Raw genomic sequence first — 23,467 nt, 5'->3', positions numbered from 1 at the left:
GCTCAGGTGCCAGGGAGGATGCGGCGCGTCTCGTAGGCCCACATCGCGATCTCGACCCGATTGCGGGCGCCGAGCTTGGCCATCAGGCTGGCCAGGTGCGTCTTCACCGTGCTGAGGCTGATGTGCAGGGCATCGGCGATCTCGGTGTTGGTCAGGCCGCGGGCGACGGCGAGGAGGACCTGTTCCTCGCGGGCGGTGACGGGGGAGACCGGCTGGGCCGCGGGCCGGCCGGCGGGCAGGTCCGCGAAGGCCCGGAGCAGACGGATGGTGACGCTGGGCGCGATCAGCGCCTCACCGCCGGACGCCGACCGTACGGCCTGGGCCAGCAGGTCCGGCCCGGTGTCCTTGAGGAGGAACCCGCGGGCGCCGGCCCGCAGCGCGCCGTAGACGTACTCGTCGAGGTCGAAGGTGGTGATGACGACCACGGCCAGCGGGTCGGCGACGCCCGGGCCGGCCACCAGCCGGGTCGCCTCCAGCCCGTCGACCACGGGCATGCGGATGTCGAACAGGCAGACGTCGGGGCGCAGTTCGCGGGCCAGGCGGACCGCTTCCCGTCCGTCGGCGGCCTCGCCGACCACCTCGATGCCGGGCTGAGCGTTCAGCAGGATCCGCAGCCCGGTGCGGATGATGGTCTGGTCGTCAGCGACGAGGACGCGGATGGACACCGCCGTCGGTCCTCCCTCTCGGCAGCTCGGCTTCGACCTGCCAGCCCCGGTCGGCGCCGGGGCCGGCTCGTAGTGTGCCACCGAGCAGGGCGGCGCGCTCGCGCAGCCCTGTGAGTCCGTACCCGTCGCGGCCCCGGCCGGTGCGCCGGCCGTCGTCGCGCACGCTCACCCGTACCGCGTGCCGTTCCGCGACGACCCGGACGACCACCTCGGTCGCGTCGGCCGCGTGGCGCAGCGCGTTGGTCACCGACTCCTGCACGATCCGGTAGACGGCGGCGTCCACGGCCGGGGGCAGCGTGCCCAGTTCGCCGTCGAGCCCCAGGTCGACCCTCAGGCGGCCGCCCGGGGTGCGCACCAGGCGCTCCAGGTCCGCGACCCCGGCGGGCGGCGTGAGTTCGGCTCCGGCCCCGCGGTCGCGCAGCGCGGCGACCATGGCCCGCATCTCCTCCAGCGTGCGCGCCCCTTCCTCCTCGACCCCCTCCAGCGCCTGGACGGCGGCGGACGGGTCGGTGCCGGCGAGCACCCGGCCCGCCTGGGCGAGGATCACCATGGCCGAGACGTGGTGGGCCACCGTGTCGTGCAGTTCCCGGGCGAGCTGCTCGCGCTCGCGGGACCGCAGCTGCTCCAACTGCCGCGCACGAGCGGTCACTTGGAAGCGCACCGCAGCCCCGAGCAGACCGGGCAGCCACAGGAAGACGAAGCCCCCGACCTGCTCGGCGGCCGGGGTCCCGTCCACGGAGGCCGCCAGCGCGAAGGCCGTGAGGATCACCGTGCCGCCCAGCACGATCTCCCGTCCCGACCCCCACCGGAGCAGCGCGTACACCAGCACCAGCACGACCACGCTGCTGTCCAGGCCGACCGGCTCGCGCGGTGCGGCGATCAGCGAGACCAGCTGGAGCACGATCACCGAGCCGAACGCCAGCAGGACGGTCGCCAGCGGGTGGGTCCGGCGCCACAGGGCCAGCAGGCACAGCCCCGCGGCGGACACCACCGCCACCGGCCGCCACACGAGGTCCTCGCGCAGGGCGCCCTCCAGCGCCACGGCAGCCAGGCCCGCGGCGAGCAGCGCCCAGTCCCGCCGCACCCGGGCGGGCGGGTCGGGCGGCCTGGGCTCGGTCCACAGGGTTCGGAGCTCGTCTCGCAGCACGGTCCTCAGCCTCGGGGACCGCGCGGCTCCGCGCATCGGCCGAAAGGACGGGTCCGCACCCGGCCCCGGGGCCGACTCATCCGCAGCCCGTGGGTCGATGCCGCCGCGCCCCGTGACGACGAACCTCGGCATCGGGCGGCCGCGCAAGGACGGCCGACGCGGTGGTTGGAGGACCTGATGCTCTCAAGAGCCCTGCTGCGCCTGGGCGCAGGCGCAGCCCGCCGTCCCTGGCGGGTGATCGCGGCCTGGCTGGCGGCCGCCACGCTCGCCGTCCTCGCGGCCGTCGCCTTCGGCGGGCGGAACGCGGACACGATGACCGCTCCGGGCCTGGACTCCCAGCGGGCCGCGCAACTGATCGAGCGGGCCGGCACCGGCCAGGAGGGGATGACCGCCCAAGTGGTCGTCACCCCCCTCGACGGCACCGCGACCTTCTTCGACCACGACGGTGCGCGCACCGCCCTCACGCGGCTGCGGACCGAGGTGCAGCGCCTGCCGCACGTGCTCGGCACGGGCGACCCGGTGGGGGCGCTCGACGCGGGCGGGGACACCGCCGTGCGCGGCGGCCTCGTCTCGGCCGACGGGCGGATCGCGGTCGTCCGGGTGCAGTACCCCGACCAGAGCCGGCTGTCGTCCGAGGACCTCGACGCCCTGGTCGGCCTCGGCGACCGGCTGCGCGCCGAACTGCCGCTGCGCATCGAGATGGGCGGGAGCCTCTTCTACGCCTTCTCCGAACCCGACGGCGGCGCCAGCGAGTTGATCGGCCTCCTCGCCGCGGCCGCGATCCTCTTCCTGGCCTTCGGGTCGCTCGTCGCCGCCGCGCTGCCGATCGGCATGGCGGTCTTCGGACTGACCGTCGGGGTCGCCACGATGACGGTGCTGGCGGGGGTGACGGACGTCCCGACCTTCGCCCCGGTCCTGGGCAGCATGGTCGGGCTCAGCGTGGGCATCGACTACGCGCTCTTCGTGCTCGCCAGGCACCGGGAGCACCTCGCGGGCGGGCTCGACCCCCGCGAGGCGGCGGGGCTGGCGGTGGCCACGGCGGGGAGGCCCGTGGTCTTCGCGGGCGGCACCGTGGTCGTGTCGATCCTCGGCCTGGCGGTCGCGGACGTCCCGTTCATGACGGTCGGCGGGCTGGCCGTCTCGATCGTCGTCCTGATCATGGTGGCCGCGTCGGTGACGCTGCTGCCGGCCTTCCTCGGCGCGGCCGCCCCGCGCCTGGCCGGGGCGGGCCGGATCGGCCGGGCCCTGCGGAGGCGGCCGGTCCCGGCGGCGGGAGCCGACCGTGCCGCCGGGTGGCGCCGCTGGATCGGGCACGTCAACCGGCACCCGGTGCCGTACGCGGTCGGCGCGGCCGGGCTGCTGCTGACCGCCGCGCTCCCCGTGCTCGGCCTGCGCGTCGGTCTGCCCGACGACGGCTCGATGCCGGTCGGCCGTACCGAGCGCCGGGCCTACGACCTCGTCGCCGAGGGGTTCGGCCCGGGCACCAACGGACCGCTCGTCATCGCCGCGGACACCGCCGGCGACCCGGGAGCGCTGGACCGGCTCGTCGCGGCGGTCGCGGCGGACCGGGGCATCGCGTCCGTCGCACCGACGCACGTCGACCGGGCCGGAGGCATCGCGACCCTCCTGGTGTTCCCGACCACCGGCCCCCAGGACGAGGTCACCGCCGACACCATCGCCCGGCTGCGCACCGACGTGCTGCCCGCGGCGACCGGCCCCGGCCCGGCCCGGGCCCACGTCGGCGGCGCCGCCGCGAGCCTCTCCGACGTGGGCCGGCGCACCAGCGAACGCCTGCCGCTGCTCGTCGCCACCGTGCTGGCGACGTCCTTCCTGCTGCTGATGCTGGTCTTCCGTTCGGTCCTGGTCCCGCTCAAGGCCGTCCTGCTGAACCTGCTGAGCATCGGCGCGGCCTACGGCGTCCTGGTCGCGGTCTTCCAGTGGGGCTGGGGAGGCGCACTCATCGGGCTGGAGGCGACGGTCCCGATCGTGTCGTTCATCCCGATGTTCCTGTTCGCCATCCTGTTCGGCCTGTCGATGGACTACGAGGTGTTCCTCCTCTCCCGCGTGCGGGAGGAGTACCTGCGCACCGGCGACAACGGCACGGCGATCGTGGAGGGCGTCTCGGGCACCGCCCGGATCATCACCTCGGCGGCCCTCATCATGGTGGCGGTCTTCGTGTCCTTCGCCGTCGCCGAGGACCCCTCCACCAAGATGTTCGGACTCGGCCTGGCCACCGCGATCCTCATCGACGCCACGGTCGTGCGCATGGTGCTGGTACCGGCGACCATGACGCTCCTCGGCCGGGCCAACTGGTGGCTGCCGGGGTGGCTGGACCGTCTGCTCCCCGGCGGTCCGGGGCCTTCGTGAGGACGGGACCGCCGCCCGGGTGCGCGGACGTCGGCGGGCGCGGCGGTCCGGTACTGCCCCCGGGCGAGGGGGCCGTGCGGGAACGATCTTCGACCCACCCCCGGTCGTCGTCGCCGCGCCCCCGGGGTGTAGGAAGATCCCCGACCGCACCACACAAGGGGGACCCACGCATGACGCGTCGTCACATCCGCAGATCCGCCGTCTCGCTGCTGGCCGCAGCCGCCCTGGCGGGCATCGTCCCGGCGCCGCAGGCCAGCGCCGAGAGCACGCCGATCTGCCGTCAGGACCCGATGTACACCGACGACATCAGGGTCGCGCTGGACTCGGGCGCGCGGCTGACGGCCGGCCAGACCCGCGCGGACCACACCGGCTCGACCGCGCTGCGGATGCAGCCGGACGGCAACCTGGTGCTGTCGCTGGTGAACTCGGCCGGAGGGCCCGACCACGCGATGTGGTCGAGCGGGACGTGGGGCAACCCCGGCGCCTACGCGGAGATGCAGGCCGACGGGAACCTGGTGGTCTACCGCCAGGACGGCACCGCGCTGTGGTCCACCCGGACCTGGGACTCCCCGGGGGCCAAGGCCTACTTCAACCAGTCCGGCAACCTGTACGTGCTCGTCGCCAACAGCAGCTCGAAGGCCCTGTGGGAGAGCCACACCACCCGGCGGGCGGCCTCTTTCTGCGACGCGGACGCGAGCCGGCCGGACCACCAGGGCGAGCTGTACGCCGGTAGCTGGGCCCAGTCCGCCAGCGTCTGGCTGATCATGCAGCCGGACGGCAACCTGGTCATCTACCGCAAGCGGGACGACGCTCCGATCTGGTCCAGCGGCACCTGGCACATGTACCCCTGGGTGCTCAACATGCAGGCCGACGGCAACCTGGTGATGCGCTACCAGATCGACGCCCCGGTCTGGTCCACCGGCACCTGGGGCAATCCGGGGGCCCGCGCCGTGCTCCAGGACGACGGCAACTTCGTCGTCTACCGCCAGGACGGCCGGCCGCTCTGGTCCACCGGCACCTGGGGAGCCGCGGGCTAGGAACTCTGGCCGCCGCGCTCCGCCCCTGCCCGGCCGACGGCCGGGCAGGGGCGGAGCGCGGCGAGGTCGGTGCGGGGACGGCCAGGCAACGACGAAGGCCCGGACCGCTGAGCGGTCCGGGCCTTCGAGAAGGCGGAGGATACGAGATTCGAACTCGTGAGGGTTTTATCCCAACACGCTTTCCAATTCTCCCGAACACCGTCCGCCAGCGTTCACACCCGTCCTGACCTGCGCCGGAGCGAGCCGCTGAGCAGGCGCTGAACCCGGCTGGACCGGGGCGAATGAGACCAGAACTGAGACCAGGACCGGAGGTGCTCCTCGGCGCAGCGGCCGAGCCCCGGCCTGCAGGGCCGACCTCTCGGCAGGGCGACCGATGGGACGGCGCGTGGCCGGGGGCGTATCGCGCCGCCGTCGGGCGTAATGGAAGGACCAGTCCGGCGGACCCACCGGAGTGTCGGGATGGATCGCGTCCGTGCCGATCGCACGGGACAGGGAGGTCGCGGTGGTGAGCAGTGATGGCGAGCGGCGGCCGGCCCGGGCGGAGGGCTTCGGCGAACACCTGCTGGGCTTGCTGCTCCAGGCCCACGAGCTTCCACCCGCACTGCTCGCCCCGCTGGTCGCCGATGCGGTGACCGTGGTGGGCGGCCGTGACCCGGAGCTCCTGCTCCAGGACTACGGTCAGTCGGTGCTTGCGCCGCTGCCCGGCCGGGGGCTGGCCGTCGGGGAGCCGGTGCCGATCGACGGGTCCCCGGCGGGCGCGGCCTTTCTGCGCGGTGTTCCCGTCGAGGTGCCGCAGGTGGACGGGGTGCGGGTGTACCTGCCGTTGCTGGACGGCGGCGACGAGGTGGGGGTGCTGGCCCTCACGCTGGACACCGTCGATGAGGACGATCGGAGGCTCCTTGGCCGGTTCGCCGGCCTGGTGGCTGATCTGCTGGTCACCAAGAGCGGCTACACCGACCGGATCTTCCAGGCGAGGCGCCTGGAGCCGATGAGCGTGGCGGCGGAGATCCAGTGGTCGCTGCTGCCACCGCTGTCGATGACCGTTCCCCGGGTCGCGGTGGCGGGCATTCTCGAACCCGCGTACCAGGTGGCCGGGGACAGCTTCGACTACGCGCTCAACGACGACGTCCTGCACGTGACCACGATCGACGCCATGGGCCACGGGCTGGACGCCGCCACCATGGCGACGGTCGCCATAGGTGCGTACCGGCACGCGCGGCGCGCCGACGTCGGACTGGCGGAGATCTACGCCTTCATGGACCGGGCCGTCGCCGAGCAGTTCGGGCCCGACCACTTCGTCACGGCACAGATGATGCGGCTGGACACCGTGAGCGGCCTCCTGCAGTGGGTCAACGCCGGTCATCCGCAGCCGCTGCTGATCCGCGGGCACAGGGTGGTCGAGCGACTGGAGAGCGCCACCACCCTGCCGGTCGGGTTCGGCGGCGAGGTGCCGGTGATCAGCGAGCGGGTGCTGCGGCACGGGGACCGGGTCCTGTGCTTCACCGACGGACTGGTCGAGGAACGCGAGGCCGGCGGGGAGCAGTTCGGGGAGGAACAGCTCATCGACTGGGTCGACCGCGTCGAGCGCTCCCAGGACGGTGTGCGGGCCGTGGTGCGCGCGCTCTCGCACGTCCTGAAGGAGAAGCGGGGAGGGCGTACGAGCGACGACGCCACGCTGTTCCTGATCGAGTGGCGCTGAGCTTCCTCCATCCCGCCACGGGCCGGTCGACGAACGCTCACGCGCCCGGCTCCGGTGGATCACCGCGCGGGGGCCTCGCCCGCTCCGGGAGGGACGGCCGGAGGGGGCTGCGCGGGGCGCCGAAGGCTCAGCACGACCGAAGCCGTCAGGACCACGACGATGACGGCCAGGCTCACCGGTGACGAGATCTCAGGGATGTCGCTGCTGATGGTCTTGTGGGAGGCCTGGAGGACGAGCTTCACGCCGATGAAGGCGAGGATGACGGCCAGGCCCTTGCTCAGGTAGGAGAAGCGGTCGAGCAGGCCCGCCAGCAGGAAGTAGAGCGCACGCAGCCCGAGGATGGCGAAGGCGTTGCTGGTGTAGACGATGAAGGCGTCATCGCTGACCGCGAGTACCGCCGGCACGCTGTCGACGGCGAAGACCAGGTCGGCCGCCTCGATCGCGGCGACGACCGCGAGCAGTGGGGTGGCGACGCGTCGGCCGCCCTCCTCGACGAAGAACTTCATCCCGGCGTACTCGTCCTGGACGGGGACGAGCTTGCGCAGCAGCCGCACGGCGAGGCTCCTGGACGGGTCGAAGCTGTCGTCCTCCTCCTTGAGGATCTTGTAGGTGCTGTAGAACAGCACCGCGGCGAAGACGAACAGCACCGCGGTGAAGCGGCTGACCACAGCCACCCCGAGGGACAGGAAGACCCCACGGAACACCAGGGCGCCCATGACGCCGAAGAACAGCACCCGGTGCTGGTACGCGCGGGGCACCTTGAAGTACCCGAAGATCAGCGCGAAGACGAACAGGTTGTCGACCGACAGGCTCTTCTCCAGCAGCCACGCGGTGACGTACTCCGTTCCCGGCGTCACGCCGAGGACGAGGAAGACCACCGCGGCGAACGCGAGCGCGAGGCCGATCCACACGCCGCTCCACGCGGCGGCTTCCCGGAAGCCGATGACGTGCGCGCTGCGGTGGGCCAGCAGGTCCACCGCCAGCGCCACCACCACGGTGGCGACGAACGCCACCCACAACCAGGCCGGGACGTCGAGCATGCCGGAAGTCCTCACAGTGATCCGCGGTCAAGACCGGCCCCCCGGGGAGAGTCTGCACCCGCGCGCCGTTCTTCTCGCCCCGACGCCGCCGACACGGCGCGGAGTACCGTGGAACGACGGGACGGTCCCAGCCGCCGCGGCGAGTACCGTCCCCGCTCCGGTGTCCTGAACTGCGCCTTCGGAAGGGCGGCGGACCATGTCGGACGAGACCAGAGCCTCCCGCCACGGGCTCCTGCCCGACCGGTTCGAACAGGCTGTGCGGCCGGGGACGGTCCTGTTGCGCCTGGAGACCACGCAGTCGCGCGAGGGTGCACTGGACGGCGCCTGGTGGCCGCGTTCCCGGGACGTCGCCGCCGAGCTGCCCGGTCTGGTCAGGGCCCTGACCGAACACCTCGGCCCGGTCGCGAGCGTCGGTCTGGACGCCGACGCCTGGGACGACATCCCGTCCAGGCTGGTCATCGACGGCCGGCCGGTGCACATCGACACGTACCCGGTCGGCGACGACACCGTGATCATCACCCGAGGCGACCGCGATCACTTCAGCCTGCTCGTCGTCCCCGCGCGGGCGAGCCAGGGGGCGGCCCTGGCGGCGATGGCCCGCGCGGCCAGGGCCGGCGGAACGGACACCGCGCGGCAGATCCTCCTCACCACAGGAATCGGCCCCGAGCCACCGGCCGAGGAGTGAGGCGAAGGCACACGGTGCGGCTTCCCGGGCGGAACAGAGAGAGGAAGGGCGGGACGAGGAAATGTCCGTCTACGTGAAACTCCCAGCCGAGGCCCGGGCACCGGCAGAGCCGTCGAAGGGGCCGTTGGACCTGCAGTACGAGGACGGTGCGGACGACCGCGTCACCTTCGAGTACGACCTCCACCCGAGCGGCGCACTGCGCGTCCTGCGGGTCTTCGAAGACACGCCGCACCGGATCGAGACGTGCTTCGGCTGCGGGGCGTGGCTCCAGGTCACCGGGACCTACCTGCGAAGCGGCTCCGAGTACTGACGGCGGTCCGCTCCGGGCGGACGATCGGGAGGACCGTCATCGCCGCTCGGCCGGGTGCGTGCCGGCGTGCCCGGGCAAGGACGACGGACCGCCCCAGCGGGCGGAGTCCCAGGCCGAGACCGAGGGGTCACGCACCGGCCAGGCGATCCCTCGCCCGTCGGGCACCCCGATGCTCGGCTCCGCAGCGAGCAGCTCGCTCGCGGACCTGGTGTTCGCGGGATCGGCGGCCTCGGCCATCAGTCTGGCGGCCTCGACGGCCTCCGTCCGCGGCGGGACGACCAGCAGGTTCAGCCCACGGGGAAGGTGCGAGCGGACCGAGACCGTGTGCTGGTCCGGCATGGTGGTGAACCAGCGCCCGTGGACGGTGTGGCTCGCGTGGACGGTGTGACCCGTGATCGGTATCCGTCGGGGGACGGTCACCCACTGGGCGGGGTTCACGGTGATCCGGGTGACCCGGCCCCACCGCTCGCCGAGTTCGGCGGCCAGGGACGGGAGTTCGAGGGCAAGGTCGTGCGATCGGGGCCACCAGGCTCCGTCCAGTCGGCCGGCCCGCGCGCCGTCGGGCGTCAGCGAGAGCCGCACGCGGGACTGTGGGGTGGCCGGCGTCGTCGCGCGATCGGTCACAGTCATGATCGAGGACCTGTCTTCGAACCCGACTCGAGGCCGGGTCCGGGATAGCCGTTCGCCGGAGACGACGCCAGTGTCCGGTGCCGGCATGCGAAGTGCCTTCGGTGATACCCAGGCTACTCCCAGCCCAGTCCCGCACTGCCCGGCCCGGGCTCCGCCTGGGTTCAGCGGTTTACGGATCGGCCCCCGCGCCGGAACCGGACCGCGGAGAGTGCCAGCGCGACGATCAGTACGGCGATACCGATGAACAGCAGGTACGTAAGGCCCTCGGCGACGGCACCGACCAGTCCGAGCACGATCGCCACGATGACGAGGAACAGCACCAGTGCCATGGTCGGCCTCCTTGCTCGGCCCGGAGGACTGCTAGCGGCGGGCCAGGCGGCGTTCCCCGCCCGTGCCCGGCTCGTAGTCGAGCTCGTAGTGGGCGAAGACGGCCTGCTCGTCCTCGGCGGGGAGTTCTCCGTCGGTGTCGATGGCCGGGGCGTGTTTCACCTGGCTCCTGGGACGGGTGACCTTCAGGTAGCCGGGACCGACCGTCGCGCCGGACAGAGGGACGAACACCAGGCGGCGGCGGGTGGGCAGGCCGACGGTGACCGTGGCGAAGGACGGCTGATCGGTCGCGGTGTCCACGTAGACGGACTCCAACGTGCCGATCTTGTGGCCGTCGACGTCGACGACGTCGTGGCCGCGCCACTCCCGGATGTCACCTGCCTCGAACATCGACAGCCTCCTCTGCACCCTTGGTTCCATCGTGGCACCGGAGCCGTCACCCGACCTCCCCGGTAGCTGTCCGCCCGCCCGCCTCGTACGGTCGTGGTCGGGGCAGGAGCGCTGTCACAGGAGGCCACGATGCGGTGCTACCGGTGGATTCTGGAGACCCAGGACGACTACGGCCACTGGTCCCGGCAGGACGACACGACGATGCCGAATCCGCTGGACTACGACGGGTCGCCCCAGCGGGCGGCCAACCACTTGCGGGACGTGTTCGTCCGAACTCTCTCCCGACCTGCGCCGGGCCCCCGGGCGGTCAGGGTCCGGCTCTGGGAAGGGACCGGTGCCGACGGCGAGCCCCAGGCCGAGACCGAGTGGTCACGCGAGTGACGCAGGCTCGGCCGCGGGCCCGGGCGGCTGCCGTCCGCCGCCTACGCGGGTGTCGGCCAAGAGGCGGCCCTGCTCAGGGCGAGATCGGCTCGCCGGTTGGCCTCGCCGAGGCCATCGGGGGGTGCGACGGCCGACGGCAGGAAGTCGGAACGGGTGTCCGACTCGGCTGCAGTGGTGCCCGCCTCCGCGCCGAGCAGCTCGCTCGCGGTCCTGGTGTTGGCGGGGTCGGCGGCCCCGGCCATGAGCCGGGCGGCGTCGGCGGCATCCGTCTGCGGCGGGACGACCAGGAGGTTCAGCCGACGGGGGGCGTACGAGCAGACCATGATCATGTGCTCGTCCTGCTCGGTGGTGAACCACCCCGCGTGGACGGTGTGACCCGCGACCGGAATCCGCCGCGGGATGAGCGGCCACTGGGCGGGGTTCACGGTGATCCGGGTGACCCGGCCCCACCGCTTGTCGAGCTCGGCGGCCAAGGCGGGGAGTTCGAGAAGAAGGTCACGAGACTGGGGCCACCAAGCCCCGTCCAGCCGGCCGGCCCGCACGCCGTCAGGCGCCATGGACAGTCGCAGAGCAGGTTGGGGGGTAGGCGTCGTCGCACGATCGAGGATCGCGGTCATGATCAAGAACCTGTCTCCGAGCCCGGCTCGAGGTCGGGTCCGGGATAGCTGTTCGCCGGAGACGACGCCAGTGTCCGGTGCCAGCATGCGAAGTGCCTTCGGTAATGCCCAGGCTACTCTCGGTCCGTCCTGGATCTGGCACGGTTGCGATGACTGGTTCGATCATCAGCAGGCGGAGGGTCCCGGTCGGGCTGCTTCATCGCTGCGCACCAGACCGAGCGGGCGCCGGTGGACACGGTCACGGAGACCATCGCAACGACGAGGGCCCCGACCGCTGTGCGGTCGGGGCCCTCGTTTGCCCTGGCGGGCGAGGCGGAGGATACGAGATTCGAACTCGTGAGGGTTTTATCCCAACACGCTTTCCAAGCGTGCGCCCTAGGCCTCTAGGCGAATCCTCCGTGGGAGAGCTTAGTACATGTTCGGGGGTGCTCGCGACCAACCATCTGCAGGTGGTCGGGGGGTGGGTGCCTGGGGATGGGTGGGCGGGTGGGGTGGTGCGGCTTGGGTCCGGGATCCGCTACTGTGGGGACCAGCCCCTCGTGTGGCGTCATCTCTCTGAACCCCCCCAGGGCCGGAAGGCAGCAAGGGTAGGAGGGCTCTGGCGGGTGCACGAGGGGTCCTTGCGTTCCCGGGAGCGGCCCGGCTGTCCGTCTGGCCCGATATCGTCGGGGTGTGTCCCTAGCCCTGTACCGCCGCTACCGCCCCGAGACTTTCGCCGAGGTCATCGGGCAGGAGCACGTGACCGCTCCGCTCCAGCAGGCCCTGCGCAACAACCGGGTCAACCACGCGTACCTGTTCAGCGGGCCGCGCGGCTGTGGCAAGACGACGAGCGCCCGCATCCTGGCCCGCTGCCTCAACTGCGAGCAGGGCCCGACCCCGACGCCCTGCGGCGAGTGCCAGTCCTGCCGGGACCTGGCGACCGGCGGGCCGGGCTCGATCGACGTGATCGAGATCGACGCCGCCTCGCACGGTGGTGTGGACGACGCGCGCGAGCTGCGCGAGCGGGCGTTCTTCGCGCCGGTGCACAGCCGGTACAAGATCTTCATCCTGGACGAGGCGCACATGGTGACCTCGGCCGGGTTCAACGCGCTGCTCAAGGTGGTGGAGGAGCCGCCGGAGCACCTCAAGTTCATCTTCGCCACCACCGAGCCGGAGAAGGTGATCGGGACGATCCGGTCCCGGACGCACCACTACCCGTTCCGCCTGGTGCCGCCCGGCACGCTGCGGGACTACCTGGCGGAGGTCTGCGGCCGGGAGGGCATCCAGGTCGAGGACCCGGTGTTCCCGCTGGTGGTGCGGGCGGGCGCGGGTTCGGTCCGTGACTCGATGTCGGTGATGGACCAGCTGCTGGCGGGCGCGGCCGAGGGCGGCGTGACGTACCAGATGGCCACCGCGCTGCTCGGGTACACCGACTCGGCGCTGCTGGACGAGGTGGTGGACGCCTTCGCCGCGCACGACGGGGCGACGGTGTTCCAGGTGATCGACCGCGTGGTCGAGGGCGGGAACGACCCGCGCCGCTTCGTCACCGACCTGCTGGAGCGGCTGCGCGACCTGGTCATCCTGGGGACCGTGCCGGACGCCGGGGAGAAGGGCCTGATCGACGCGCCGGCCGATCGGATCGCGATCATGCAGGCCCAGGCGGACCGCTTCGGCCCGTCCGACCTCAGCCGGGCGGCGGACATCGTCAACACCGGCCTGACGGAGATGCGCGGGAACTCGGCGCCCCGGCTGCAACTGGAGCTGATCTGCGCCCGGGTGATGCTGCCCGGCGCGTACGGGGACGAGCTGTCGCTCCAGGCCCGGCTGGACAAGCTCGAGCGGCGGGCGACGGCGGGCGGCTTCGCCGCTCCGGTGCAGGCCGCCCAGGCGATGCCGCAGATGCCCCAGCTGCAGCAGGTGCCCCAGGCACAGCAGGTGCCGCAGGTGCAGGCGGCTCCGGTGGAGATGCCGCCGGCGCCGGCCGCCCCCGTGCAGGAGCAGTCGACGGCGCCTCAGCAGCCCGCCCCGCAGGGCGGGGTGACGCCGGCTCAGCCCGCGCCCGGCGCCTGGCCGATCCCGCGCAGCTTCCCGGCCGGTGGCGGTGCGGCGGCCCCCGCGCCCGCGCCCGTCCCGCAGGCCGCCCAGCCCGCGGCCCCGCAGCCCGTGCAGCCGCCGGCCCCGCCCGTGGTGCAGCAGCCGCCCGCGGCCGGCCAGCCGTCGGCGGCCGCGCAGCAGGGGGCGGGCCAGGTGCGGCAGCTCTGGCCGCAGATCCTGGAGGCGGTGAAGAACCGCCGCCGGTTCACCTGGATCCTGCTCAGCCAGAACGGGCAGGTGGCCGGGTTCGACGGCAGCACGCTCCAGGTCTCGTTCATCAACGCGGGCGCCCGCGACAGCTTCGTCAGCAGCAACAGCGACGACGTGCTGAAGCAGGCGCTGGCCGACGCGCTCGGCGTCGACTGGCGGGTGGAGTGCATCGTCGACCCGTCGGGCGGGGCGGGTGCCGCGCAGCAGGCTCCGGCCGCTCCGGCGGCGCCGGCCGGCGGTGGTTGGGGGGCGCCGCAGCAGCAGCCGCAGGCGTTCCAGCAGCAGGCCCGCCCGCCGCAGTCCTTCCAGCCGGCCCCGCAGGCCCAGCCGGCTCCGCAGCCGCAGGCCCAGCAGGCCCCGCCGCAGACGGCCCCGCCCGTCCAGCAGCAGCCCCCGGCGCCCGCAGCCGTGCAGGCGCCCCCCGTGCACTCCGCGCCCCAGCCGACTCAGGCACCTCCGGCGCCCCAGGCGGCCGCCCCGGCGCCCGCGCCGGTGCCCGAGCCCCCGCTGGAGGAGTACCCGCCGGACGACTACGACATCGAGGGCGACGCGGTCTACACGGGCCCGCCCACGCATGCGCAGCAGCCGGGCGTGGACCCGACGGAGCTGATCGTCCGTGAGCTCGGGGCGACGGTGCTGGAGGAGATCCGGCACAACCGCTGAGGACGCCCGGCGGCGGCACCCGGGCACGTAGGCTCGGCCCGAAGCGTTGGACCGAGCAAGAACGACCCGAGATCTCACAGGAGTGACCCGTGTTCCCTGGTGGTGGCCAGCCCAACATGCAGCAGCTGCTCAAGCAGGCGCAGAAGATGCAGGAGGAGCTGGGCAAGGCGCAGCGCGAGCTGGCCGAGACGCACGTCTCGGGTTCGGCGGGCGGCGGTCTGGTCGAGGCGACGGTGACGGGTGCCGGTGAGCTGGTGGCGCTGACCATCGCCCCGGCCGCGGTGGACCCGGACGACACAGAGACGCTGGCCGACCTGGTGCTGGCCGCCGTCCGGGACGCCAACGCGACCGCGCAGAAGATGCAGGCCGAGCGGATGGGCCCGCTGGCCCAGGGTCTCGGCGGCGGTCTGCCCGGCCTCGGTTTCTGAGCTCCCGCGGCAGCGGGGCGGGCCGGCGCGCCGGTTCGAACGCACTGCGGGGATTTATCGTGAGTCGGGCGTCGGACGGTGTGTCCGGCGCCCGATTCGTTGGATGATGGCACCGGAGCCGGCGGCGTGACCACCGGCCCGGGCCGAAGAGAGGCGCGACGTTGTACGAGGGCGTTGTTCAGGACCTGATCGACGAACTGGGCAGGCTGCCCGGCGTCGGGCCCAAGAGCGCGCAGCGGATCGCCTTCCACGTGCTCCAGGCCGACCCGGTGGACGTCCGGCGGCTGGCGCACGCGCTGCTGGAGGTCAAGGAGCGGGTCCGGTTCTGCGTGACCTGCGGGAACGTCGCCGAGGCCGAGCAGTGCCGGGTCTGCCTGGACCCGCGGCGCGACCTCGCGGTGATCTGCGTGGTGGAGGAGCCCAAGGACGTGGTGGCGATCGAGCGCACCCGCGAGTTCCGGGGCCGGTACCACGTGCTGGGCGGGGCGATCAGCCCGATCGAGGGGGTCGGCCCGGAGGACCTGCGGATCCGGGAGCTGATGACCCGGCTCGCGGACGGCACCGTCACCGAGCTGATCCTGGCCACCGACCCCAACCTGGAGGGGGAGGCGACCGCCACCTACCTGGCCCGGCTCTGCAAGCCGATGGGCCTGAAGGTGACCCGGCTGGCCAGCGGCCTGCCGGTCGGTGGGGACTTGGAGTACGCCGACGAGGTCACCCTCGGACGGGCCTTCGAAGGGAGACGACTTCTCGATGTCTGACCAGACCAGCGGCACCCAGATCAGCCACGGCGCGGACGAGCCGGACGACTTCGCGGTGCAGATCGCGGACTCGGTCGAGAGCTTCGTGCTGGCCGTGACCGAGGTCGCCCGCGGCGACGAACCGGGCAGCGCGGTCTCGCTGCTCCTGCTGGAGGTCTCGCAGCTGCTGCTGGCCGGCGGGCGCCTCGGCGCGATCGAGGACGTGCTGCCGGAGGACCGGTTCGAGCCGGACGCCGGGCCGGAGCCGGACGGCATCGAGCTGCGGGAGAAGCTGGCCGAGCTGCTGGCCCCGATCGACGTCTACCACGAGGTCTTCGACCCGTACGGGCCGCCGGAGAAGCCGAACGCGTTCCGGATCTCGGACGACCTGGCGGGCGTGGTCAGCGAGCTGCGGCACGGGCTGACGCACTACCAGGAGGGCCGGATCAGCGAGGCGCTCTGGTGGTGGCAGTTCTCCTACCTGTCGAGCTGGGGCTCGACCTGCAGCGCGGTGCTGCGGGCGCTCCAGTCGCTGATCGCGCACGTCCGGCTGGACAGCCCGATCGGCGCGGTGCCGGACGGTGCGGACACCGACGACGACGGCCTGACGGACGAGCAGTTGGAGCAGCAGGCGGGCGACCTGATGGCCGCCGAGCTCGGTCTGTAGACGATCGGTGACCCGCCCGGGCGGCGAGTGTGACGCACCAGTCATCCGCGCCGTCCGGGCGGGAAAACCGGGGCCGCGCGGGCCCCGTCCCGGCAATTCTCCGGGGCGGACCGGCCGCGCCCGCAGACTCGCCGGTGCGCTCTGACCGGGGAACGAGATCACCGTCTCATCATATGGAAACCGCAGGTGGGGGGCGCCTCGCTCGCTAGACTGGCGCCCGACCGCAGAACCCCCGCTCACCGGGGGTGCGGGGGCCACCACCCCCCGAAAACGACACTAGTCGAGGAGCGCACGTGGGCCTTGTCGTGCAGAAGTACGGCGGCTCATCCGTTGCGGATGCCGAGGGCATCAAGCGCGTCGCCCGCCGGATCGTAGACGCCAAGAAGGCCGGCCATGAGGTCGTCGTCGTGGTGTCCGCCATGGGTGACACGACGGACGAGCTCATCGAACTCGCGGAGCAGGTCTCCCCGATCCCCTCCGGGCGCGAGTTCGACATGCTGCTGACCGCCGGCGAGCGGATCTCGATGGCCCTGCTGGCCATGGCGATCCGGTCCCTGGGCCACGAGGCCCAGTCCTTCACGGGCAGTCAGGCCGGCATCATCACGGACTCCGTGCACAACAAGGCGCGCATCATCGACGTGACGCCGGGCCGGATCCGCAGCGCGCTGGACGAGGGCAACATCGTCATCGTCGCCGGCTTCCAGGGCGTCTCCCAGGCCAGCAAGGACATCACCACCCTCGGCCGCGGCGGCTCGGACACCACCGCGGTGGCGCTGGCCGCCGCGCTGAGCGCCGAGGTCTGCGAGATCTACACCGACGTGGACGGCGTCTTCACCGCCGACCCGCGCGTGGTGAAGAAGGCCCGCAAGATCGACTGGATCGGTTTCGAGGACATGCTGGAGCTGGCCTCGTCCGGCTCCAAGGTGCTCCTTGACCGCTGTGTGGAGTACGCGCGGCGCTACAACATCCCGATTCACGTACGCTCGTCCTTCTCCGGCCTGCCGGGGACCATTGTCAGCAGCACCAACCCGACCAAGCCCGAAGGGGGCGAGATGGAGCAGGCGATCATCTCCGGAGTCGCCCACGACACGTCCGAGGCCAAGGTCACGGTCGTCGGCGTGCCCGACAAGCCGGGCGAGGCCGCCCGGATCTTCCGCGCCATCGCGGATGCCGAGGTCAACATCGACATGGTGGTGCAGAACGTCTCCGCCGCGTCCACCGGCCTCACCGACATCTCCTTCACCTGCCCGAAGACCGAGGGCCAGAAGGCCATCGACGCGCTGGGCCGGGTCAAGGAGGGCATCGGCTTCGAGTCGCTCCGCTACGACGACGCGATCGGCAAGATCTCGCTGGTCGGCGCGGGCATGCGCTCCAACCCCGGCGTCACCGCGACCTTCTTCGAGGCGCTCTCCGAGGCCGGCGTGAACATCGAGCTGATCTCCACCTCGGAGATCCGCATCTCGGTGGTCACCCGTGCCGACGACGTCAACGAGGCCGTCCGCGCCGTGCACAGCGCCTTCGGCCTGGACAGCGACACCGACGAGGCGGTCGTCTACGGCGGCACCGGCCGATGACCTCCGCGGGGAGGAGGCCGAACCTCGCGGTGATCGGCGCCACCGGCGTCGTCGGCGGGGTGCTGCTCGGCCTCCTCTCCGTCCGTCAGGACGTCTGGGGCGAGGTCAGGCTGCTGGCCTCCTCCCGCTCCGCGGGCCGGAAACTGACGGTCCGTGGGGTGGAGACCGAGGTGGGCGAGCTCACCGAGGAGTCCCTGGCCGGCGTCGACGTGGCGGTGTTCGCCGCGCCGGACGCGGTGGCCGCCCGCTGGGCCCCGATCGCCGCCGCCAAGGGCGTCGTGGTGGTCGACGGCTCGCCCGTCTTCCGGCAGGACCCGGACGTCCCGCTGGTGGTTCCCGAGGTGAACGCCCCGTCCGCGCTGATCCGTCCGCGCGGCATCCTGGCCACCCCCGGCTGCGCCACCCTCACCATGATCGGCGCGCTGGCCGCGCTGCACTCCGAGTACGCGCTGCGCGAGCTGGTGGTGGCCTCGTACCAGGCCGCCTCCGACGCCGGCCGGGCCGGGATGGCCACCCTGCGCGGGCAGTTGGGCGAGATCGCCGGCACCGGTGTGGGCGAGCTGACCGGCGACCTGCGGGCCGTGGTCAGCGACCACGGTCCGTTCCCCGCCCCGCTGGCGATGAACGCGGTGCCCTGGGTCGGCGTGCCGACCGAGGACGGCTGGTCCTCCGAGGAGGTCCGGCTGCGGGACGAGCCCCGCAAGGTGCTCGGCCTGCCCGGCCTCAAGGTCTCCGCCACCTGCGTGCGGATCCCGGTGCTCACCACCCACTCGCTGGCCGTGCACGCGGTCTTCGAACGCGAGGTCACCCGCGAGGCGGCGCAGGAGATCCTGCAGGGGGCGCCCGGCGTGGTGCTCTACGACGATCCGGCGGCGGGTGAGTTCCCCACCCCGAACGACGCGGTCGGCACCGATCCGGTCTGGGCGGGGCGCGTCCGGCGGGCCCTGGACGACCCCAACGCGCTCGACCTCTTCCTCTGCGGCGACAACCTGCGCAAGGGCGCGGCGCTCAACCTGGCGCAGACCGCCGAACTGGTCGCCGCGGAGTTCGCCGCCCTGGGCTGAACCGACCCCGGCCGGGGCGGGCCCGGCCCCGTGGCCCCGCGGGCGTCCGGAGTTGGGCCGCTCGATCCCGGACGTTCCGTCAGATTCCCTCCCCGGAGCACTGGAGGGCCTCGGTCCGGTACGCGAGAATGGCCCGCAGTCCGGGGCAACCATGGCAGGGGGTCGAGTGTCCAACAGGCGTGGCGAACGTGGTGGGGGCAGTACGCGTGGGCACAGCGCACATCGGGTCGGTGCACGTGGGTCCCGTGCGCCTGGGTACGGTGCGCGTGGCGGCGCGTCCCGTCGATAACCCGGTGGGCACCGCCCCGGAGGCGCTGGGGGCCAGCGTCGACCACCTGACCGAGACCTACCGGGCGCACTACCGCTCCCTGCTCCGGCTGGCCGCCCTGCTGCTGGACGACATCTCCTCCTGCGAGGACGTGGTGCAGGAGGCCTTCATCCGGGTGCACGCCGCCCGCCGCCGGGTCCGCGAGCCAGAGAAGACACTGGCGTACCTACGCCAGACCGTGGTGAACCTCTCCCGTTCCACCCTGCGCCGCAGGATCATGGGTCTGCGCCTGCTGCCCAAGCCGATGCCTGACATGGCCAGTGCAGAAGAAGGCGCCTACGATGCGCTGGAGCGCGACGAGTTGAAGGCCGCGCTCCGGGGGTTGCAACGCCGTCAGCGGGAGGTGCTGGTGCTGCGCTACTACGCGGACCTGACGGAGGCCCAGGTCGCCGACCTGCTGGGGATCTCGATCGGTTCGGTCAAGGCGTACGGCTCGCGCGGGCTGGCCACGCTCCGGGTACGGATGGACCAGGGCGCGGGGACGGACGATGACTGACCACCAACTGCCTTCGGGGGAGGACCAGTTGGAGAACGAACTGCGGAGCCGCCTGCATCAGGCGGTGTCCCGGCTCGAACCCGATGCGGCGGCCCTGCCGCGGCTGCGGCAGGAAGTCCCCAGGCGCCGGGCCCGGCACCGCACGCTCTGGACCACGGCCGCCGCGGCGGTGCTGCTCAGCGCCGCGGCCTGGCCCACCATTCAGGGCGTCCAGGGCCTCGACCTCTCCGGCGGCCCGGTGGAGAGCCCGACCGTCGGCGCCGCGCCCAAGGCGACGGGCGTCCTGCGGCCCAGCCCCAGCGGCACCACCCGCCCGGTGCCGCAGGCGCCGGCGGGCTCCGGCACCCCGAGCGCGGCCACCGGATCGCCGTCCGCCACCACCCCACCGCTGCCGCAGGCCACCGCCGGCGGGCCGGTGGCCGGGATGCCCGGCGGCTCGCCGACACCCACGGCCACCGCCCCGGCCTGCACCGCGGCCGACCTCGGGCGGGCCTCCGTCTCGGTCGGGCGGCCCGACGCGGCCGGGAACGTGTACGGGTGGTTCCGGGTCCAGAACGTCTCCGCGCGGACCTGCCAGCTGGCCGGCGGCGGGGCGGTCACCTCCGACCAGGCCCGGATCCGGGTGGCCCTCCACACCGCCGGGGGCCCGGCCACCGCCCTGCCCGCACCCACCGCGAACGGGCCGCTGCTGCTCGCGCCCGCCGCGGCCTACCTGGTCCGCTTCGGCTGGGTCCCGGAGACCGCGTGCCCCGCACCGACCCCGGCACCGGGGCCGACCTCGGCCGGCGTCCCCGAGAAGGGCGAGGCCGCCCAGGCCCGGGCCGCCGTCCCCGCCCCCTCCGGCTCCGGCGCCCCCTCCGAGGCGCCCGGTCCCGAAACCTCGCCCACCCCGACCCCGACCGCCTCGCCCACCCCCGGTCCGGAGACCGCCCTGCTGCTCACCCACGTCCCCGACCCGGGCGGCCAGCCCGTCCAGGCCACCGTCCCGAACGCCTGCACCGGCACGGTCTACCGCACCGCCCCCGAACCCGACCCCCAGCCGACCGCCTCGCCGGCTCCGTGAGCCGGGGGGGCGCGAGGCCCCGGGGCAAGCCCGAGCGGACCTGGTGCCGGGGGCCGGTGTAGGGCCGGTTACCGTGGTGCGTGTGTACCGGTTCCTCCTGACTTCGCGCTGGCTCGGCGGCACCGTGGTCGCCCTCCTCGCGATCGTGGTCTGCGTCCTCATGGGCAGTTGGCAGCTCAGCCGCTTCGAGGACCAGGTCGACCGGCACCAGGACGCCGAACGCACCGCCACCGCCGGCTCGACCGGCCCGGCCGTGCCGCTCGCCGAGCTGCTGACCGGCCCGGGCGCGAAGGTGACCACGGACACCGTCGGCCGCTCCGTGACCGTCTCCGGCCGGTACGACCGGGAGCACCAACTGCTGGTCCCCAACCGGACGGTGGACGGCCGCCAGGGCCACTACGTGCTCACCCCGCTCTGTCCGGAGACCGGCGCCGCCCCCTGCGTCCCGGTGGTCCGCGGCTGGGCCCCCGGCAGCCCCTCGGCGGACGCCCCGGCCGTACCCGCCGTGCCGGACGGCACGGTGACGGTGGCCGGCCGCCTCCAGGCGCCGGAGAACAGCGGCAGCGACGGCGCCGTGACAGGCGGTCTGCCCGCCGGCCAGCTGGGCACCATCAGCCCGGCCGCGCTGGTCAACGTGCTGCCGTACCCGACCACCGACGGCTGGCTGGCCGCCGACGCCGTGCCGGACGGCTTCACCGCCGTGCCGACGGTGCAGCCGCAGGGCGGCAACGGCCTGAGCCTGCGCGCCTTCCAGAACCTGGGCTACACCCTGGAGTGGTTCGTCTTCGGCGGCTTCGTGGTCTTCATGTGGTTCCGGCTGGCCCGCCGCGAGGCGGAGCGGGCCAGGGACCGGGCCCTCGGGCTGGACCCGGTCCTGGACTGACCCCCCGTCAGTCGCGCCCCGTCAGCTCCGGGCGGTGCGCCCGTCCCGCGGGGTCACCGTGCCGCCCGGGAGGTCACTGCGCCCGCCCCAGGTGCCGCAGTGCGAAGCCGATCTCCAGCCGCAGCTGCTTGATCCGCTCCTCGACCACCAGCGACCCGTGCCCGGCGTCGTAGCGGTAGACCTCGTGCTCCTTGCCGAGCTCCTCCAGCCGGGCCACGTAGTTGTCGATCTGCCGGATCGGGCAGCGCGGGTCGTTCAACCCGGCGCTGATGTAGACCGGGGCCTTCAGCCGCTCGACGTAGGTGATCGGCGAGGAGGCCCGGTACCGCTCGGGCACCTCCTCCGGCGAGCCGCCGAAGAGCGTGCGGTCCAGCGACTTGAGCGCCTCCATCTCGTCCTCGTAGGAGGCGAGGTAGTCGGCCACCGGTACGGCGGCCAGGCCGAGCGACCAGCTCTCCGGCTGGGTGCCGAGGCCGAGCAGGGTGAGGTAGCCGCCCCAGGAGCCGCCGGAGAGCACCAGCTGCGCCGGGTCGGCCAGGCCGGAGGAGACCGCCCAGTCGCGGACGGCGCCGATGTCCTCCAGCTCGATCAGGCCGATCCGCTCCTGGAGGGCGTCGGTCCAGGCCTGCCCGTAGCCGGTCGAGCCGCGGTAGTTGACCCGGACGACGGCGAAGCCGTGGTCCAGCCAGGCGGCCGGGCCGGCCGCGAAGGAGTCGCTGTCGTGGTGGGTCGGGCCGCCGTGCACCTCGAAGACGGTGGGGAACGGCCCCGCCCCGTCCGGCCGCTGGACCAGCGCGTGCACCCGGCCGCCGGGGCCCTCGACCCAGACGTCCTCCACCGCCACCGAGCCCGGCGGCACCGGGCCGGGCGCCCGCAGCACCACGTGCCCGGCGGTGGAGCGGACCGCGGCCGGCTCGGCGGCGGAGGACCAGAGGAACTCCACCGTGCCGTCCGGACGGGCGGTCGCGCCCGAGACGGTGCCGCGTGGGGTGGTCAGCCTGGTCAGCTCACCGCTCGTCAGCTCGTAGGAGAAGAGCTCGCTGCGGGCCTCGTACTCGTGCTCCACCAGCAGGGCGGCGGCCCCGGGGCGCCACTGCGCGGAGAGGTCGCCGGGGAACTCCCGGCCCTGCTCGTCGCGGAGCACCAGCTCGGTCTCGGCGCCGGTCGCCACGTCCCAGATCATCGGTTCCCAGCGGCCCCGGCGCTGGTGCGCGACCAGCAGCCGGGTGTCGCCCTCGGCCGGGGCGAAGCCCAGGCAGGCCAGCCCGCGCGGGTCCTGACGGCCGGTCACCTCGTCCAGCTCGGCCACCGCGGCGCCGTCGGAGAGGCGGAGCACCCGGATCGCGGAGTGCATCGCGTCGCCGTGCTCGGTGTGGTCGACGGCGAGCAGGGAGGAGTCGTGGCTCAGGTCGCCGATCCCGCCGTACTCCTGGTGGTGGTAGACCGTCTCGAGGTCGGCCGAACCCGGGCGGCGCAGGTGGATGGTGGTGCCCTCGTCGTCCTCCGAGGTGCCGACCAGCACGGTGCCGTCCCGGCCCAGCGCCAGGCCCGCGCCGTACGCGGCCTCGATGCCGGGGACGGCGAGCTCGTCCGGGCCGCCCGCGAAGGGTTGGCGCCGCCAGACGCCCAGTTCGTCGCCGTCGGTGTCGTCGAACCACCAGATCCACTCGCCGTCCGGGCTGAGCTCGGCGTCGGTGGTGCCGTTGGGGCGGTCGGTCACCCGGCGGTGGGTGTCGGCGGTGCGGTCCCAGGCGTAGACCTCGTAGGTGCCGGTGGAGTTCGACACGTACAGCGCCCGGTCGGGTGCCTCCTCGGCCCAGTCCGGCAGGGAGACCCGCGCTGCTCGGAACCGCTGCTCCCACGCCGGTACGGCACTCGTCTCGTCAGTCATCTTCCCAGGGTGTCACGCCCGGGGGGTGCTCCAGCAGGGGTTGGCCGACCTGACCGGCCGTCAGCGGCGCCGGTCCCGTTCCGGCCGTGGCT

The 23,467-nt window shown here is 73.2% G+C and carries 23 protein-coding genes, 1 tRNA gene and 1 other RNA gene; 16 read left to right on the top strand and 9 right to left on the bottom strand.

Annotated features, from left to right (window positions below; genetic code table 11):
• Window positions 1-2: 2 nt before the first annotated feature.
• Window positions 3-665, bottom strand: coding sequence for a response regulator (locus ABD946_RS24460; RefSeq protein WP_345287028.1), 663 nt, complete (start codon window positions 663-665; stop codon window positions 3-5).
• The gene (locus tag ABD946_RS24455) at window positions 640-1,812 is read right to left on the bottom strand and encodes a sensor histidine kinase (protein WP_345287026.1); all 1,173 of its coding nucleotides are present in this window, start codon (window positions 1,810-1,812) and stop codon (window positions 640-642) included. Before ABD946_RS24455 ends, ABD946_RS24460 begins: the two co-directional genes overlap by 26 nt.
• Before the next feature lie 177 nt (window positions 1,813-1,989).
• Between ABD946_RS24455 and ABD946_RS24450 the strand changes: the two genes are divergently transcribed.
• From ABD946_RS24450 to ABD946_RS24440, 3 genes are all read left to right on the top strand, one after another.
• Window positions 1,990-4,179, top strand: coding sequence for an MMPL family transporter (locus ABD946_RS24450; RefSeq protein WP_345287025.1), 2,190 nt, complete (start codon window positions 1,990-1,992; stop codon window positions 4,177-4,179).
• A 170-nt stretch (window positions 4,180-4,349) separates the two neighbouring features.
• Complete coding sequence (locus tag ABD946_RS24445; RefSeq protein ID WP_345287023.1) at window positions 4,350-5,216, top strand: hypothetical protein; 867 nt, start codon at window positions 4,350-4,352, stop codon at window positions 5,214-5,216.
• Window positions 5,217-5,694: 478 nt separating this feature from the next.
• Window positions 5,695-6,915, top strand: coding sequence for a PP2C family protein-serine/threonine phosphatase (locus ABD946_RS24440; RefSeq protein ID WP_345287268.1), 1,221 nt, complete (start codon window positions 5,695-5,697; stop codon window positions 6,913-6,915).
• Between the two features lie 59 nt (window positions 6,916-6,974).
• On the opposite strand, the gene ABD946_RS24435 is transcribed toward ABD946_RS24440, so the two are convergent.
• A complete protein-coding gene (locus ABD946_RS24435; RefSeq protein ID WP_345287021.1) occupies window positions 6,975-7,955 on the bottom strand; it encodes a TerC family protein in 981 nt (326 codons plus the stop codon).
• 196 nt (window positions 7,956-8,151) lie between these two features.
• Between ABD946_RS24435 and ABD946_RS24430 the strand changes: the two genes are divergently transcribed.
• Together ABD946_RS24430 and ABD946_RS24425 are read left to right on the top strand one after the other, a co-directional pair.
• Entirely contained in the window at window positions 8,152-8,640 is a 489-nt protein-coding gene (locus ABD946_RS24430) for a DUF5994 family protein (RefSeq protein WP_345287019.1), read from the top strand.
• A 61-nt stretch (window positions 8,641-8,701) separates the two neighbouring features.
• Window positions 8,702-8,950, top strand: a complete 249-nt coding sequence (locus tag ABD946_RS24425; RefSeq protein ID WP_345287017.1) for a hypothetical protein — start codon at window positions 8,702-8,704, stop codon at window positions 8,948-8,950.
• A gap of 36 nt (window positions 8,951-8,986) precedes the next feature.
• On the opposite strand, the gene ABD946_RS24420 is transcribed toward ABD946_RS24425, so the two are convergent.
• From ABD946_RS24420 to ABD946_RS24410, 3 genes are all read right to left on the bottom strand, one after another.
• Window positions 8,987-9,580 (bottom strand): DUF5994 family protein, encoded by a 594-nt coding sequence (locus tag ABD946_RS24420; protein ID WP_345287015.1) that lies wholly within the window; start codon window positions 9,578-9,580, stop codon window positions 8,987-8,989.
• A 161-nt stretch (window positions 9,581-9,741) separates the two neighbouring features.
• On the bottom strand, window positions 9,742-9,909 hold the full coding sequence (locus tag ABD946_RS24415) for a hypothetical protein (RefSeq protein WP_345287013.1): 168 nt from the start codon (window positions 9,907-9,909) through the stop codon (window positions 9,742-9,744).
• Between the two features lie 31 nt (window positions 9,910-9,940).
• The gene (locus tag ABD946_RS24410) at window positions 9,941-10,297 is read right to left on the bottom strand and encodes a PRC-barrel domain-containing protein (RefSeq protein WP_345287011.1); all 357 of its coding nucleotides are present in this window, start codon (window positions 10,295-10,297) and stop codon (window positions 9,941-9,943) included.
• A 129-nt stretch (window positions 10,298-10,426) separates the two neighbouring features.
• Here ABD946_RS24410 and ABD946_RS24405 point away from each other — a divergent pair, with 129 nt between their 5' ends.
• Complete coding sequence (locus ABD946_RS24405; RefSeq protein WP_345287009.1) at window positions 10,427-10,678, top strand: hypothetical protein; 252 nt, start codon at window positions 10,427-10,429, stop codon at window positions 10,676-10,678.
• A 41-nt stretch (window positions 10,679-10,719) separates the two neighbouring features.
• On the opposite strand, the gene ABD946_RS24400 is transcribed toward ABD946_RS24405, so the two are convergent.
• Window positions 10,720-11,235: a DUF5994 family protein gene (locus tag ABD946_RS24400; RefSeq protein WP_345287007.1), complete on the bottom strand. Its 516-nt coding sequence runs from the start codon at window positions 11,233-11,235 to the stop codon at window positions 10,720-10,722.
• A gap of 373 nt (window positions 11,236-11,608) precedes the next feature.
• Window positions 11,609-11,693: transfer RNA gene (locus ABD946_RS24395), tRNA-Ser, on the bottom strand.
• 133 nt (window positions 11,694-11,826) lie between these two features.
• Here ABD946_RS24395 and ffs point away from each other — a divergent pair.
• From ffs to ABD946_RS24345, 10 genes are all read left to right on the top strand, one after another.
• Window positions 11,827-11,917: signal recognition particle sRNA small type (gene ffs / locus ABD946_RS24390), an RNA gene on the top strand.
• 50 nt (window positions 11,918-11,967) lie between these two features.
• Window positions 11,968-14,241, top strand: coding sequence for a DNA polymerase III subunit gamma and tau (locus ABD946_RS24385; protein ID WP_345287005.1), 2,274 nt, complete (start codon window positions 11,968-11,970; stop codon window positions 14,239-14,241).
• An 89-nt stretch (window positions 14,242-14,330) separates the two neighbouring features.
• Window positions 14,331-14,669, top strand: a complete 339-nt coding sequence (locus ABD946_RS24380) for a YbaB/EbfC family nucleoid-associated protein (RefSeq protein ID WP_345287003.1) — start codon at window positions 14,331-14,333, stop codon at window positions 14,667-14,669.
• A 161-nt stretch (window positions 14,670-14,830) separates the two neighbouring features.
• A complete protein-coding gene (gene recR / locus ABD946_RS24375) occupies window positions 14,831-15,430 on the top strand; it encodes a recombination mediator RecR (protein ID WP_345287001.1) in 600 nt (199 codons plus the stop codon).
• Window positions 15,423-16,076, top strand: a complete 654-nt coding sequence (locus ABD946_RS24370) for a DUF5063 domain-containing protein (protein ID WP_345286999.1) — start codon at window positions 15,423-15,425, stop codon at window positions 16,074-16,076. The genes recR and ABD946_RS24370 overlap by 8 nt, the downstream gene beginning before the upstream one ends.
• A gap of 293 nt (window positions 16,077-16,369) precedes the next feature.
• On the top strand, window positions 16,370-17,650 hold the full coding sequence (locus ABD946_RS24365; RefSeq protein ID WP_345286997.1) for an aspartate kinase: 1,281 nt from the start codon (window positions 16,370-16,372) through the stop codon (window positions 17,648-17,650).
• Window positions 17,647-18,714: an aspartate-semialdehyde dehydrogenase gene (locus ABD946_RS24360; RefSeq protein WP_345286995.1), complete on the top strand. Its 1,068-nt coding sequence runs from the start codon at window positions 17,647-17,649 to the stop codon at window positions 18,712-18,714. The genes ABD946_RS24365 and ABD946_RS24360 overlap by 4 nt, the downstream gene beginning before the upstream one ends.
• A 293-nt stretch (window positions 18,715-19,007) precedes the next feature.
• Window positions 19,008-19,538 (top strand): SigE family RNA polymerase sigma factor, encoded by a 531-nt coding sequence (locus tag ABD946_RS24355; RefSeq protein WP_345286994.1) that lies wholly within the window; start codon window positions 19,008-19,010, stop codon window positions 19,536-19,538.
• A complete protein-coding gene (locus ABD946_RS24350) occupies window positions 19,531-20,601 on the top strand; it encodes a hypothetical protein (RefSeq protein ID WP_345286993.1) in 1,071 nt (356 codons plus the stop codon). Before ABD946_RS24355 ends, ABD946_RS24350 begins: the two co-directional genes overlap by 8 nt.
• A gap of 82 nt (window positions 20,602-20,683) precedes the next feature.
• Window positions 20,684-21,484 (top strand): SURF1 family protein, encoded by an 801-nt coding sequence (locus tag ABD946_RS24345; RefSeq protein ID WP_345286992.1) that lies wholly within the window; start codon window positions 20,684-20,686, stop codon window positions 21,482-21,484.
• Between the two features lie 73 nt (window positions 21,485-21,557).
• On the opposite strand, the gene ABD946_RS24340 is transcribed toward ABD946_RS24345, so the two are convergent.
• On the bottom strand, window positions 21,558-23,375 hold the full coding sequence (locus tag ABD946_RS24340; protein ID WP_345286990.1) for a S9 family peptidase: 1,818 nt from the start codon (window positions 23,373-23,375) through the stop codon (window positions 21,558-21,560).
• Window positions 23,376-23,467 lie beyond the last annotated feature (92 nt).

The organism is Kitasatospora albolonga (assembly GCF_039535905.1).
GTDB lineage: Bacteria > Actinomycetota > Actinomycetes > Streptomycetales > Streptomycetaceae > Kitasatospora > Kitasatospora albolonga.
The sequence above is the reverse complement of the archived record's forward strand: the minus strand, read 5'-3'. Positions and strand labels throughout refer to the sequence as shown.